Genomic DNA, 14,582 nt, shown 5'->3' on the forward strand with positions numbered 1-14,582 from the left:
ATCTGTGGAGGATGTCATGTCTGGTCAACCCATCTGCGAAGTCCGATGAACTGCACCAGTGTGACGAGCATGATGACCACGAAGATCACCAACGCGACTGACGAGGCGTAGCCAATTTCGAACGCTTGGAAGCCGGTTCGGTAGAGATACATGACGGCGGACAACGTCGCATCGTCCGGGCCGCCCTTGGTGATGATCTGAATGGGATCGAAGATCTGGAAAGCGCCGATGAACGTCACGATGGTCGCGAAGAACAGCGTCGGTGACATGAGTGGCAGCGTGATGTGGAAGAACCGCTGGACGGCAGAGGCCCCATCGACGGTTGCGGCTTCATTGATCTCACGAGGGATGGTCTGAAGGCCGGCGAGCATGATCAGGAACGTGTATCCGATGGTATGCCAGAAGTCGATTCCGATGATCGCGGGCAACGCCCAGGCAGGATCCGCAAACCAGTTCGGTGCTGAGATCCCGATCGTTCCGAGGTAGTGGTTGAGGAGACCGAAGGCCGGGTCCAGGACGAACTGCCAGATGAGCGCGACTGCTGCCCAGGAGATGAGGAACGGGAAGAAGACTGCAGAGCGCACAAGGTATCCGAGCACTTTGTTGATGCCGGAGTTCACGGCGAGTGCGAGGAGCAGGCCGCCGACGAGGTGGGTCACCATCGAACCGAGGCTGAAGAGAAAGGTGTTCCCTAGCGCGCGGAGGACGAGCGGATCTGTAGCGAGGGCCTGAAAGTTCTCCAGACCCGCGTATTCGGGCGGAGTCAGGAGGTCGTAGTGGAAGAAGCTCAGGATGAACGCCGCGATGAGTGGTCCGAGGATGAACACCAGGAACAGCAGCATCGCGGGCCCGATGAAGGCGGCCGCGGTCCAGCCGTTGCGTCGGCGGTGACGCCGTACGGGTGGAGATGAGGGAGTCCCCACCCGTACGGCAGCTGGAGAAGCGCTCACGACACCAGCCCCTCCAGCTTCTTCTGAGCGTCACGGAGGGCGGTGTCAGCCGACTTCGCGCCGGTCACCCCCTGTGACCAAGCCTCCTCGACGATGCGAGCAAACTCGGTGGAGCGATCCGGCGCGGGGAGCGGCACCGCGGTGGGCAGCTGTTCATACAGCAGCGTGGAGTTGGAAGGTGCGTCCTTCGTGAAAAGCGGGCCCGTGGTGATCGAGACGCGGGCAGGGACGAAGGAAGCACCTCCTGTCGTGATCGCCTCCCCGTACTCCTTCGACATGAGGAACTTGATCAAGGTCCACGCCGCCTCCTTGTTCTTCGACCCCTTCAGGATCGGCCAACCCTCCCAGCCGACGACTGTCCCTTCAGTCTGGTTCCGAGGCCAGGGACGCAGGGTGACCTGGTCTGACATCTTCAAGTCCTGGAAGGCGGCAGTCGGCCAGCGTCCGCCGCCAAACGTGGCCAGCTTGCCCTTCTGCATCTGCGATGCGGCGTCGAAGGTCCCGCCGGGCTTCGGCACGAGTTGGTCGACGACCAGAGACCGGACGAACTCGAGCGCCTCCACAGCCTGCGGGGTGTAGAAGGTCGGCTTCGTCCAGTCCGCGTCCATGGTGCTGGCACCGTTGTTGACGAGCCAGGGCATGACATCGATGAAGTATCCGCTTCCAGCGGTGCCGATGAACGCACCGGTTTTACTCTTCAGTGTCTGCCCGGCGGCGCGGAACTCGTCCCAGGTCCAGCCGGCGTCCGGAAGTTCGATTCCGGCCTGCGAGAGCACCTTCGTACTCACCTGCAGCGCCATCGTGTTGTAGCCGGTCGGCATGTAGTAGGTGCGACCGTCGGGCGAGCCGTAGGTGTTCAACCATTCACGAAGCTGCGGCGGCGTGTCGGCGTAGTACTCGTCGACCAGCGACCGGTCCTTGCTGATGAACGAGTCGAGTGGCTCGAGGACATCTCGTGATGCGAACAGCCGCTGGCCCTCGGTTGCGACCTGGATGACATCGATCTGCTGCCCGCCGGCAATCCGTGTCGAGACGGTGTTGAGGAAGTCCGCCCAAGTGTCGGCCGCGATCGCCAGCGCTTGAAGTTGAATGCCCGGATATTGCTTCGAGAACGCCGCGAAGAGACGGTTGTACGTCTTCTGGGCCTCCGCGTCTCCGTAGACGACGAAGACCAGCTTGCCCGAGGTCGGGCCGTTCGGGCCGGCTCCTGGGGCACATGCTGCCAAGGAAACGCCGGTGACGGAGAGGAGCGCCGCGGCGCCCATCCCCCGGAGCAGGGTCGCCCGGCTGATAACCGGGCCGCCAGTGATGATGTCCATGAAATCTCCTTTGATCGATGGTGGTTCGAATGACGGGTCAAGCGGTGGCGTTGCGGTGCCAGAGCCGACCGTCGAGCTCCCAAGCGAGCCCAGGCGCCGGCGTTTCGACGGCTCCTGCTCCATGGGCGAGTGGCAGCGCGATCTGGCAGATCGTCACGGAGTGGGGTTCGAGGTTGACGACGCCGTGGTGGAAGCCAAGTTGGCGCTCGATAGGGACGACTGCGTCCGGCCGGTCGACATCATTGAAGGCGTCGACGTTGGGACCCGACAGGACGGTGGATGGGAAGGTGCCGTCCACGGGGACTCCCCCGATCGAAAGGGTGACCTGCAGGTCTTCGACAGGCTCACGGTTGATGAGCACGATCGACAGCTGACCGGTCGCTTCGTCGATCGTTGCAAGGTGATCGAAGACCGGGATGTCGGTTCCCGGGAGCTCTCGGGACTGAGCGCTACTGGTCAGAGCGCGATCGCCGAGGAGAGTGGCATACATGGACATCACATGGAATGTCGTGCGGCGCACGACGCCATCGGCATGGACGTACAGGGGACCTCGAGTGTTCACACTGGGCGCGATGTTCGCCATTGACACGATGTCCGCGTTACGAAGACACGTGTTGAAGAAGCTTGCCGAGAAGAGGGCGTCGGCAACCGTGTAGGTCGAGTTCAGGTCGTTGCGGTCTCGTGCTGCGAGCTTCTCGGGTGAGTTGCCGTTCGGGTGATGCCATCCTCGAAGGTTCCACTCGTCGAACGCGATTGAGATCTTCCCCGTGAGGCCGGCGGCCCCGATGATCTCGCGAGTGCGCTGAATGTCGTCCTGCGGAGCGACAGACTGTGCGATCGAGGTCAGGTAGTCGGAGGGCTCATCGACCTGGGACAACTTGTCCCAGTAGCCGTGGATCGACAAAGTGTCGAGGAACTGACCCGCTTCGTTGAGTAGCGGAAGCATCCAGTCCAGGTCGGCTCGAGCGGCGGTGAGGAGAATGAGGTCCTCGTCCACGTGGCGCATCATCTTTGCTGACTCCGCAACCAGCCGCGACCACTCGTGAGCGTCCTTGGCCCCGATCTCCCAGTCACCGTAGTTTTCGTTGCCGATACTCCAGTAGCGCACATCGAAGGGGCGCTGGTCGCCATGTGCTGCTCGGAGATCTGACCACTTCCCGGACCCGGCCGGGAGGTTCGTGTATTCGACCCAGTCGCTCATCTGCTCGGCAGTGCCGGTTCCAGCGTTGGTGCAGATGTAGGGTGCAGCACCGATTGCCTCGCACCACGCGATGAACTCCTTCGTTCCGAAGGTGTTGGGGTCGGTGACGCGCCACGCCTTATCGTAGAAGGGCACGCGGTCCGGTCCCACTCCGTCGACCCAGTGGTATCCGGATACGAAGCAGCCTCCGGGCCAACGAACGACCGAGGGCCGCAGCTCGCGCATCGCCTCGATGACATCGAGGCGGAATCCGCGCTCGTCGGTCAGCTGCGAGCCCGGTTCGAAGATCCCTCCGTAGACCTGCCGGTGGAAGTGTTCGATGAAGTGCCCGAAGATGTCCCGGGAGTACGTCGTTGGCGTTGACGCCAGGCTGATGTCGGCTCGGGCTGAAGTGGTCATCGATGAAGTTCTCCTGATTCTGTGAGCCCGTCCGCAGCGACGGGACTGATGGCAGCACTCTATTGGCGTGATGGAACATGCCGCAACAAAGCGTCCTGTTCTTGTTTGTTTTTTTTGGACAGCGTGTTTAGATGAGGGACACCTTTCGACCGAGAAGAGTTACATGTCGAACCTGAATTCAGCCAAAGCTGCTGGCGCCGCGAGCGTTGCGACGATGCGTGATGTGGCAGCGCGGGCCGGCACGAGCGTTTCAGCGGTGTCTCTGGTCCTCAACGGCAAGGGCGGCGTCTCCGATCGACGTCGTTCGGCGATCCTGCAGGCCATAGAGGAGATCGGATACGTCCACGTGCAGCGGCCGCGTGAGGCGGCGCGAAAGCTCACGGTCGGGCTCGTCATGGAAGCCATCTCTCCGGAGGCGGCGAAGGACGGCTTCATGGCGCAGGTCGTCTCGGGCGTCGAGCAGGGACTCAGAGAGCACGGCATGCGGATGTTGCTTCAACTCTGTCGAGTCGGCGACGATCCGATCCGCGACCTCGCTTCGATGTCCGGAGGCGGCCTCGACGGCGTCATCCTGGCCAATGGAGGTGATGTCGACGGCGATGTGGTCAGGCGCGTCGTTCGGAGTTCGATACCGGTCGTACTTCTGGAGAACTACCTCGAGGACGACGCCAGCACGCATGCCGTGACGGCCGACAACTTCACGGCGGGGCACCTGAGCACGTCCCACCTGCTGGATCTCGGCCATCGCCGTATTGGAATGCTCCTCGGATCCAGACGATATGTGAGCCTCCGAGACCGGATGTACGGATATCAGGCGGCGCTTTCAGATGCCGGCTTGACTCCCGACCCTGGGCTCATGCCTCGTCAAGAACCGGGTGACGTCCTTAAGGGCTATCGCCAGACCGTGCAGCTCTTGGCGCTGTCTGAACCGCCGACTGCCATCTATGCCGTGAGCGACAAGAGCGCCTTTGGTGCGTATCAGGCGATCGCAGAAGCAGGACTGCGCATTCCAGAGGACATCTCGATCGTCGCGACCGATGATGTCCACCAGAGCCAGCTCATGTCGCCCCCACTCACGACTTATCACATCCCGACGTTCGACCTCGGTCGAGCAGCCGCTCGGACGATGCGCTTCCTCATCGAGCGTTCTGAGGACAGCGCCGGAGAAGTCGTCAGTCCTGCCCGCACCGCGCTCCTCGGCTCCCTGATCGTGCGGGCTTCGACCCGAAAGCTCTGACGGTCGGGCTCAGCAGTGAACATGGCGAGCCCGCGCCCGTTCCGTGAGTCACTCCTTCATCGCAGTGGGGACGACGACCGACTTGACGCTGGATGGATCTGTCGATGCCGCTAGAAGAGCGCTCTCCACGTCGTCGAGCGAATGCCTGCTCGTCACGAGCGGCGCAAGTCGCACCTTCCCGGTCGAAGCGAGTTCTATAGCGAGCGGCCAGGTGTGTGCATAGCGGAACGTCCCGGTCACCATGAGCTCTCGATGCTGGATCACCGATACCGGGAGCGTGACATCGTCCATCCCCATCCCAACGAGGACCACCCTTCCGCGAGGGTGCACCGCTAGCACCCCGCTGACGATCGCCGATGGAGCTCCGGATGCATCGATGAAGACATCTGCGAAGGGCGGCACTCCCTCGAGCGCGGCGGGGACCATGCCGCGGACCTCGGCGTACTCCTCCGCGAAATCTCGGCGGCTCCGCCGGGGGTCTGTCACCGACACCTCGGCTGCTCCGAATGCGAAAGCGACCTGCGCGATGAGCAGCCCGATCGGTCCAGCGCCAGCGATGAGTACCCTCGAGCCGGCCGTGATTCGTCCAGTGCGGCATGCGTAGATCGCGACCGAGAGCGGCTCGAGCAAGGCGCCCTCCTCGAGCGTCATGGCGTCGGGGAGACGGTATGCGAAATCATCGGGAATGACGGCGAACTCGGCGAACGAGCCGTGGATTGGGTAGGCACCATAGAATTCGATGTCCGAGCATTGGTTGTAATCGCCGTTCCGGCAATGATCGCAGCGACGACACGGCCGCTGTGGCTCGATAGACACCCGTTCCCCGATCCTGGCTCGATCAACCTCAACACCGACGTCGACGATCACCCCCGCAGTCTCGTGACCGAGAATGATCGGTCCCTCGACGACCAGATCACCGATCCGTCCGGCCTGATAGAAGTGAGTATCGGATCCGCAAACTCCGACTGCTTCCACTCGCACGAGTACGTCCCGGGAGCCGACGTCTGGGACACGGACTTCTTGCACCTCCAGCTGTCGCGGTCCAGTCAGCACGCTTGCGCGCATCCGCCTTACTTCGTGCTCCTTCGTACCTGCCTGGTCGGTCATGTGGTTTCCATTTCGTCGAGTGTGCGTTCCACACGGTAGGACGGTTCGCCGAACCGGGGTTTGTCACCGCTCATGTGAGCGGCTATCGGAGAAGTTCGCGGGCCGTCGGGCCGTCGGTCACAAGCGAGGACACCATGTCCGACAGCAAGGCCGCCCTGATGGCGCGCGCCTTCCCCGGCCCGCCCGCGACCGCGATGACCGAGCGCGCGCGAGCGAGCTGTGCCACGGACACGGCGATCGCGACCGGCGCCAGGTCCTCCGAGAGTCGGCCATCGCCGAGAAAAAGCGTCGCGCCCACCTCCCCAAGCACTCCGGTTTGCAGGATGCGTCGGCGCAACTCCTCATCGGCCAGAGTCTCGAACAGCTGGGATTGGGGAGGATCCCAGCTGCCGATGGTGACGATGGCGATATCGAGATCGTCCAGCTTCGCGAGGCTCCGGCGGTTGATCGGGCGGCTGCGCATCGCGGCCGCGATTGTTGGGTCCGGGAGGGTCAGCGGTGAGTGCAGCAGATGGGCAGAGCCCCCGGAGGCTCGCGCCATAATGTCCGGTATCGCTTGATCCGACGCGGGATCGGGGGCGGCGATGCCCGTGAGCTGGACCACATCGCAATGCGGAAGGCCGCGGGCGGACAGAGCGACGTCGAGCATCGATCTCCCCACGGACACGCCGAGAAGGTCGCCGTCTCGGAGTTCGTCCCGCAGAACTTGCGCGGCCACTGGCCCGAGGGCGCTCCGGACCGTCTTTGCGTCCTGAGCCGTCACTTGCACGACCGAGGCCGAGGCCAGGCCGAATTGCTCCTTAATCGCACTGGAGAGTTCCCAATCAACGCCGCCCGGCATGCTGATCTTCACGTCGACGAGCCCGTTCTCGTAGGCCTCGTCGATGAGCCTCGCAACGCGGAACCGGGACATCCCCAGTTCGCTTGCGATGGTGACCTTGGAAGCACGGTCGACAAGAAACCGCTTCGCCGCATAGGCCGACTCGGTCTGTCGCAACAGTGCCATGACGTTCGTCTGCGTTCGCTCGGTACCGGGCCTCGCCTCACACCAACTTGATGGCAGTCCAGGACACGGCGGGGAGCGTGACGCGGAGGACCGAGTCTTCGATCCGGGTGGTCACGTTCGGGTGCGGGACCATCCGGTCCTGATGTTCAAGTGTGTTGGACGCCGAGACATCTTCGTCCGAGACGGTCTGAGTCGACTCGACATGGCTGCAGCCGCAGCCGTCCAGTGTGAGCTCGACGTCGACCTCATCGGTGAGGGAACGGTTGACCAGAAACACGGACCCGCTGCCTGTGGACTCGTCGAAGGTGACTGCCGCATCGACCGTACGAACGGTTCCGTACTTCTCGGTGTCATAGGTCGGTGTTTCGAAGGTGGTTCGCAGTGTGCGTCCGGTGGCGAGCGCAGACGTCGCCGCGAACGGGTAGAAGATCGTTTGGCGCCAGGCTGGCCCTCCGGGCTCGGTCATGATGGGAGCGATCACGTTCACCAACTGTGCGAGCGATGCTGCCTTGACCCGGTCAGCATGATTCAGAAGAGAGATCAGTAGGCCACCGAGGACAACCGCATCGAGGACCGAGTAACGGTCCTCCAGGAGGCGGGGTGCCTCCGGCCACTGGTCGGGAGCCGTGATCTTCTCTTCCTGGTTGAATCGGGCGCTATACCAGACCTTCCACTCGTCGAATGAGATCATGATCTGCTTGGTGCTCTTGCGGGCGCCGGCAACGGCGTCCGCTTGTGCCGCGACTGCCTCGATGAACCGGTCCATCTCCACGGCAGAAGCGAGGAATGTCGCCGCGTCGCCGTCCGTCTCCTCGAAGTAGGCATGGGCGGAGATGAAGTCGACGTCATCGAACGTCTCGGACAGGACCGCGTGTTCCCAGGCGCCGAACGTCGGCATACGCGCGTGGGACGAGCCGCACACGACGAGCTCGAGCGACTCGTCGAACTGCCTCATCGCGCGCGCGGTTCGGGCCGCGACCTTTCCATTATCCGTTGCGTTGCGGTGGCCGAGCTGCCAGGGGCCGTCCATCTCGTCTCCGAGGCACCACATCCGAATGGCATGCGGTTTCCGGTGCCCGTTGGCGATTCTTGCATCTGCGAGTTCGGTGCCTGAGCGGTGGTTCGAGTATTCCAGCACGTTCAACGCCTCTTCCACGCCGCGCGTTCCGAGGTTGACCGCGTACATCGGCTCAACGTCGGCTTCTGCCGCCCAATCGATGAACTCATCGAGGCCGAACTGGTTCGTCTCGGTCGAATGCCAGGCGAGGTCGAGCCGACGTGGCCGTTGCTCTTTCGGGCCGACCGCATCCTCCCAGCAGAAGCCTGACACGAAGTTGCCTCCTGGGTAACGGACGGTCGTAACCCCGAGTTCCTGGACCAGGTCGAGCACATCGCTTCGAAAACCTCTCTCGTCGGCGAGTGGGTGTCCGGGTTCTAGGACTCCGTCGTAAACGCAGCGACCGAGGTGCTCGATGAACGATCCGAAGAGACGTCTGTCGATCTCGCCGATGGGATGGGTCTGGGACGTCGTGAGGAGCGCGCGCTGACGGGATGTCATCGGGGTGTCCTTTCCGCTGCGGCTGAGCAGCAACGGCACAGAACATATCTCGGAACAAAAAAGAACACAACGCTCAATTTCAGGGCTGTGCGTGCTCGATTTCCGTATCGCTGACGGGCCTGCCCGTGGTTCCCGCGGCACCCGTGCATTTGCGGCCGGCGGTCGCCGAGGTGCGGGTATATCGACGACGACGAGTGTGCTGTGAGCGCTCTCATCGGTGGACCGGGGTCCCCTGTCCTGCAGTCAGTTGACTTAAACCCCCCACATGGTGCACATTGTGATCCGGTTGATAGCGCTCACAATTCATGAGCGTTGGTGACGGACGACGCCGTCCGACTTCCGTCAGGAGGGTGCCCCCGCACCCGGACGGTCAGCTGCTCTGGCGTGCTCGGCACGCGAAGAGATGCAGCATCTGAGTGCGGCATTGTGGCTGCGCTTGGCCGCGACTCGAGATCGAAGGAGCTCTCCGTGTCACTCTTCCGTCGTTTCCTCCTCGCAGCGGCATGTCTGCTGTTCGTCCTATCCGGCGCACTGGTCGCGCCGACGTCACCCGCAGACGCCATCGGCGAGGCGACGTTCACGAACCCCGTTCTGCCCGACGGAGCCGATCCCACGATCGAGTTCTTCGACGGGAATTACTACCTCGTCGCCACCACCTGGGACAACCGGGTCGTGATGCGCAAGGCGCCCGCGCTCGAGGGGCTGAAGACCGCTGCCCCAGTCACGGTCTATTCGGACACCACCGCCGGGCGCAACGCCAACATGTGGGCGCCCGAACTCAAGCGTCTCACCGGCCCGAACGGTCCGCGCTGGTACCTGATGTACACCATGGGCGCAGCCGGGACGTTCGACCGCCAGCACCTGCAGGTGATCGAGAGCGCCGGCGACGACCCGACCGGTCCGTACACCTACAAAGGACAGCCGATTCCGACGAACGATTGGAACATCGACGGCTCGTACCTGGAGCTGAACGGCGAGTTGTTCGTGACCTGGTCCATGTTCTCCCCGGAGCCGAATCGCCTGCAGAGCAACTACATCGCGAGGATGTCGAACCCGTGGACGGCCACCGGCCCGATCAACATCCTGTCCCAGCCGACGGCCGACTGGGAGCGCATCGGTATGCCGGTGAACGAAGGCCCAGTGCCGCTGCAGAAGGACGGAAAGACGTGGATCGTCTTCTCGGCCAGTTCCTGCGGTACCGAGGATTACCAGCTCGGAACGCTGAGGTACACCGGCGGTGATCCGGTGCTCGCAGCATCGTGGAACAAAAGTGCGGGTCCCGTCTTCTCGAAGGCGAATGGCGTCTTCGGCCCCGGGCACAACGACTTCTTCACCTCACCCGACGGCACCCAGACGTGGAACCTCTATCACGGCAACACCAGGGCCGACGGTGGATGCGCTCGTCAGCGTTCGGCGCGGGCGCAACAGGTGACGTGGAATGCGAGTGGCGAGCCGGACTTCGGGACGCCGATCGCCACCGGCACGCCCATTGCGGTGCCCTCCGGTGAGCGCGGGCCGGTCAGCGCCAGTGTCGAAGGCGCGTCCTTCGAAGTCGTGAACCGCAACAGCGGCCTGTGCCTGACGGTCGCGGGCGGCTCGACCGTCGACGGCGGCAACGTGGTGCAGGGAGCCTGCGCGAACAGCGCAACCGCCGCGTCCAGTTGGGTCATGGATTCGACCGCGGACGGCGCGTACCGTTTCGTGAACGCCTCGACCAACAAGGTCCTCGATTCCGCGAACTGTGGAACCGCGGACGGAACTGACGCCCGCCAATGGGCCTGGCTGGCGAACACCTGCCAGGAGTGGCTCCCCGCCCCGGCATCGGAGGGCTACCTCAACATCGCGAACCGCGCCAACGGCAAGATGCTGGACGTCGCGAACTGCACGACGGCCGCAGGGGGAGAGGTGAGGCAGTGGAGAGCGCTCGGCAACGCCTGTCAGCAGTGGTCGATCCGCCCGGTCGGACCGACCCAGATCCTCAGCGTCCCGACCGGCAAGTCCTTCGACGTGCCGAACTGCGACACGGCGATCGGCGCGACCCTCCAACAGCATCAGTATCTGGGATCGCCCTGCCAGACCTACACCTTCAGTTCCGACGTCGGTGGCGCGGTGCGCATCCACCCGGCCTCGGCACCAGCCTTGTGCCTCGCCGTGAGTGGCGGATCCACTGCTGACGGCGCCGGCCTGGTACAGGAGGCCTGCGGGACCGCATCATCCTGGCGCCTCACGCCACTCTCGGACGGCTCCATACGGTTCGTGTCGGCACTCACCGGGAAGTCGATCGACCTCGCCGACTGCGCAGCCGGTGACGGCGCGCGGCTGCAGCAATACAGCACACTCGACAACGCGTGCCAGCGATTCACCATCAAGTGATTCGTCCCACCAACCCACCTCACGATGACGAAGGAGTCACCCTGTGAACATCCCCCCTCTCGCGCAAGCACCTTCCTCGCTCTCCCGCCGCACGCTGTTGATCGGAGCGGCAGGGCTGACGGCGGGACTGGCGCTACCCGCTCTCGGTGTCGCCGGTGCCGCCGTCGCCGCACCGGCACTCCTGCCGCTCGGAGCACAGAACCCGCTGATCCGGCAGCGGGCCGATCCGCACATCAACCGGCATCCCGACGGTCGCTACCTCTTCACCGCGTCGGTCCCCGAGTACGACCGGATCGTCCTTCGGGCCGCACCATCATTGGCCGGGCTCGCCACCGCGACTGAGCGCACGCTCTGGGTCCGGCCGCCGAGCGGGACGATGGGCGGGTATATCTGGGCGCCCGAGATCCATCAGGTGGGCGGCCGGTGGTACATCTACTTCGCAGCCGGCGACGCCGGCGAACCCTTCCGCGTCCGCCCGTACGTGCTCCAGGCGGATGGCCCCGACCCTATGACCGCCAACTGGAGCGTGCGGGCACGGATCCTCACCCAGTTCGACACGTTCTCCCTGGACGCCACGACCTTCTCCCACAACGGCCGCCAGTACCTCGTGTGGGCTCAAGGGGAGCCCGGCATCGACTCCGGGAGCAATCTCTACATCTCGGAGATGTCCGACCCGTCGACCCTCACCGGACCCCAGACCCGCATCTCGGTTCCGACGGCATCATGGGAGACCCGCGGGTTCAAAGTCAACGAAGGCCCGTCGGTCATCATCCGCAACGACCGGGTATTCATCAGCTTCTCTGCGAGCGCAACCGACGCGAACTACTGCCTCGGGTTGCTGACGGCCAACGCCTCAGCCGATCTGCTCTCGGCAAACTCATGGTTCAAGTCGTCAGGACCGGTGTTCGTGTCGAACGATGCCACGAGCCAGTACGGACCCGGTCACAACTGCTTCACGACCGCGCCGGACGGGCGTGGTGGGGAGATCGACGTGCTGGTCTACCACGCGCGTGAGTACCGGGACATCCCGGGAGATCCGCTGTTCGACCCGAACCGCCACGCGAGGGTGCAGCGCCTGTACTGGAACGCCGACGGCACCCCGGACTTCGGCATCCCCGTCGCCGCCGGAATCCTGCCCTCGCGCCTGCGGTCTCACAACTTCCCTGACCGTTTCGTCCGTCACGCCAACTACGTCGGTCGCCTCGACGCCGCGCCCAAACCCAGTGTCGACTCCTGGTTCCGCGTCGTCGAGGGCCTCGCTGGTGGGAACTCGCTCGAGTCGGCGAACTTCCCGGGCCACTATCTACTCGCAGGCCCCTCGGGAGTCTCGTTGGCCAGATCCAACAACACACCGACGTTCGCGGCCGCGGCATCGTTCACGCTTCGTGCAGGGCTTGCGGACGCCGCCAAGACGTCCTTCGAGTCCATCGCCACACCCGGAGCCTACCTCCGGCACCGCGACTATCGCCTGTACGTGGAGCGGGTGAGCGGCACGGTCGGCGCGGCGGATGCGACGTTCGCCATCGACTGACCGGGGGCTTCGGAACACGACGCGCTCTCGACCCGCCCCCGCTCGATCACGCAACTCCTTGGAAGGAACCAGCATGCTACCACTTCACACTCAGGACGTTCGGCGACAGCGCCAGCACACCGGACATCTGCCGACCAGGCTGCGCCGAGGATCCCTCCTCGCGCTCGCCAGCAGCGTCGCGATACTTGCTGGCCTCGTGACAGCCGGAAGCCCGGTATCCCCGGCAGCAGCTGCGGACGCCGATGCGGCCTACGTCATGACCTACTTCCGGGAGAGCCTCGACGGCACCGGGAACTCCAACAACGTCCATCTGGCCGTAAGTCTCGATGGCAGGCAGTGGCAGGCACTCAACGACAACCGGCCGATCCTCGACCCGACGGCGGGTACGGGCGGAATTCGCGACCCGTTCATCCATCGACTGCAGGACGGCACCTGGGTGCTCCTCGCGACAGATCTCGAGGTCGGTGTGCCCTTCGGCCAAGCGAATCCCAACCTGCATGTCTGGACATCGCCCGACCTCGTCACCTGGTCGGCCGATCGGTTGCTGAGCGTGAACTCGGCGAACCCCGGGTCATACACCTGGGCGCCGGCGGTCCATTGGGACCCCGTTCGCCAGCAATACGGGATCACCTACTCCGCCTCGCCGGCAGGCGGGCCAGAAGGCGTCATCATGGTCTCCTACACCACCGATTTCCGGACGGCATCACCGGCTGTCCGCTTCTTCGACAACGGAGGGCGGGGCGGTGTGATCGACTCCGACGTCGTGACGGGTGTCGGGGGCCAGAACTACCTCTACTATCGAGGGCCGAACCCCGACGCAGGCCTCATGGGGGCGAGGTCGTCCACGCTCGAGCCAGGCAGTTTCCGTCAATATTCGGAGGCCCCGAACCTACCCGGATGTGCTGAGGCTCCCACACTGGTGCGGTCGTTGACCGACCCTGGTTCCTGGACGTTGTGGGGTGACAACTATTGCCCCAACAGCACGTTCGTCAACTGGCAGGGCGACATCACGACTGGAACATGGAACGCCGTCAGCAGTGCCGACTTCACCGCACCGCTCGGGTCGAAGCACAACAGCATCAAGCCGATCGCCCGTGCCGACTATGATCGCTTGCTCGGACGCTTCGGCGGATCGCAAAGCGAGCGACTGAAGTCGTTCAACTACCCCGGCTCGTACGTCAGGCATGCGGGTCTCAAAGCCCGTATCGATGCGGTTCCGTTCGACCCTCAGGCTGACTCGCAGTGGCGGATCGTCGCTGGATTGTCGGACCCCTCGGCGGTCTCGTTGGAGTCCGTGAACTACCCGGGGCATTTCCTCCGTCACTCGGGATTCAAGCTGGTGCTGGCGTCGAACGACGGGACAGCCGGCTACCGCGCAGACGCAACCTTCACGAGAGTCCCGGGGCTTGCCGACGCCGGGTGGGACTCCTTCAGGTCGGTGAACTACCCGGATCGCTACATCCGTCACATCAACGGTCAACTGGAGCTCACGCGGATCTCGACGGTACTTGATCGAGCGGATGCCACGTTCGACGTCGTCTACTGATCGCCAGTTTCTCCGTCGGAGTAATCTCCGACCACTCAGCGCGGCCCGCTCGGGAGATCGACGGGTCGCGCTGAGGAGTCTGGTGAGCTCTGAGGCGACTCGAGGATGGTGTCGCCACCTCAGTGGTCCCGCCTCCTGAGCCGCGCCAGACATCGGCGAAGTGATTCGGCGTATCCCGAGATCTCCTCGACGAACGTGGGGTCCGGCACGTCATCGTTCCTCGGAGGTGATCCCAATCCGATGAGGATGATGAGTCCAGAGAGGGCGATGAGCTGAGTGAGAACCAGGAGTATGGAGATGCGACTCCCCTCCCCGTCCGACTCGCGGTGGACGCCGAACAACTTCTACATATTGT

General features: G+C 63.9%; 11 protein-coding genes. 4 read left to right on the forward strand and 7 right to left on the reverse strand.

The window, feature by feature from the left end:
- Positions 1-14: 14 nt before the first annotated feature.
- From HOW07_RS13850 to HOW07_RS13860, 3 genes are all read right to left on the reverse strand, one after another.
- Positions 15-842: a carbohydrate ABC transporter permease gene (locus tag HOW07_RS13850; RefSeq protein WP_175117490.1), complete on the reverse strand. Its 828-nt coding sequence runs from the start codon at positions 840-842 to the stop codon at positions 15-17.
- 104 nt (positions 843-946) lie between these two features.
- A complete protein-coding gene (locus HOW07_RS13855; protein WP_217485309.1) occupies positions 947-2,269 on the reverse strand; it encodes a sugar ABC transporter substrate-binding protein in 1,323 nt (440 codons plus the stop codon).
- Positions 2,270-2,306: 37 nt separating this feature from the next.
- The gene (locus HOW07_RS13860; RefSeq protein WP_175117491.1) at positions 2,307-3,869 is read right to left on the reverse strand and encodes an alpha-L-arabinofuranosidase C-terminal domain-containing protein; all 1,563 of its coding nucleotides are present in this window, start codon (positions 3,867-3,869) and stop codon (positions 2,307-2,309) included.
- 163 nt (positions 3,870-4,032) lie between these two features.
- Here HOW07_RS13860 and HOW07_RS13865 point away from each other — a divergent pair, with 163 nt between their 5' ends.
- Positions 4,033-5,106, forward strand: coding sequence for a LacI family DNA-binding transcriptional regulator (locus tag HOW07_RS13865; RefSeq protein ID WP_175117492.1), 1,074 nt, complete (start codon positions 4,033-4,035; stop codon positions 5,104-5,106).
- 48 nt (positions 5,107-5,154) lie between these two features.
- Here the strand turns inward: HOW07_RS13865 and HOW07_RS13870 are convergent, their stop codons facing one another.
- The 3 genes from HOW07_RS13870 to HOW07_RS13880 all read right to left on the reverse strand — a co-directional run bounded on the left by HOW07_RS13870 (position 5,155) and on the right by HOW07_RS13880 (position 8,777).
- A complete protein-coding gene (locus HOW07_RS13870; protein ID WP_175117493.1) occupies positions 5,155-6,213 on the reverse strand; it encodes an NAD(P)-dependent alcohol dehydrogenase in 1,059 nt (352 codons plus the stop codon).
- 82 nt (positions 6,214-6,295) lie between these two features.
- Positions 6,296-7,219 carry a sugar-binding transcriptional regulator gene (locus tag HOW07_RS13875; protein ID WP_175117494.1) on the reverse strand — a complete coding sequence of 308 codons (924 nt, stop codon included), beginning with the start codon at positions 7,217-7,219 and terminating at the stop codon, positions 6,296-6,298.
- Between the two features lie 37 nt (positions 7,220-7,256).
- Complete coding sequence (locus tag HOW07_RS13880; protein ID WP_175117667.1) at positions 7,257-8,777, reverse strand: alpha-N-arabinofuranosidase; 1,521 nt, start codon at positions 8,775-8,777, stop codon at positions 7,257-7,259.
- A 468-nt stretch (positions 8,778-9,245) separates the two neighbouring features.
- On the opposite strand from HOW07_RS13880, the gene HOW07_RS13885 reads away from it, so the two are divergent.
- The 3 genes from HOW07_RS13885 to HOW07_RS13895 are packed head-to-tail and all read left to right on the forward strand — an operon-like array spanning position 9,246 to position 14,227.
- Positions 9,246-11,150, forward strand: coding sequence for an RICIN domain-containing protein (locus HOW07_RS13885; protein WP_217485310.1), 1,905 nt, complete (start codon positions 9,246-9,248; stop codon positions 11,148-11,150).
- A gap of 43 nt (positions 11,151-11,193) precedes the next feature.
- Complete coding sequence (locus HOW07_RS13890; protein WP_217485311.1) at positions 11,194-12,681, forward strand: family 43 glycosylhydrolase; 1,488 nt, start codon at positions 11,194-11,196, stop codon at positions 12,679-12,681.
- Complete coding sequence (locus HOW07_RS13895) at positions 12,659-14,227, forward strand: glycoside hydrolase family 43 protein (protein ID WP_217485312.1); 1,569 nt, start codon at positions 12,659-12,661, stop codon at positions 14,225-14,227. The genes HOW07_RS13890 and HOW07_RS13895 overlap by 23 nt, the downstream gene beginning before the upstream one ends.
- A 119-nt stretch (positions 14,228-14,346) precedes the next feature.
- On the opposite strand, the gene HOW07_RS13900 is transcribed toward HOW07_RS13895, so the two are convergent.
- Positions 14,347-14,568 carry a hypothetical protein gene (locus HOW07_RS13900; protein WP_175117495.1) on the reverse strand — a complete coding sequence of 74 codons (222 nt, stop codon included), beginning with the start codon at positions 14,566-14,568 and terminating at the stop codon, positions 14,347-14,349.
- Positions 14,569-14,582: the final 14 nt, after the last annotated feature.

The organism is Plantibacter sp. MCCC 1A11337, assembly GCF_013349365.1.
GTDB classification, from domain to species: Bacteria; Actinomycetota; Actinomycetes; order Actinomycetales; family Microbacteriaceae; genus Plantibacter; species Plantibacter flavus_A.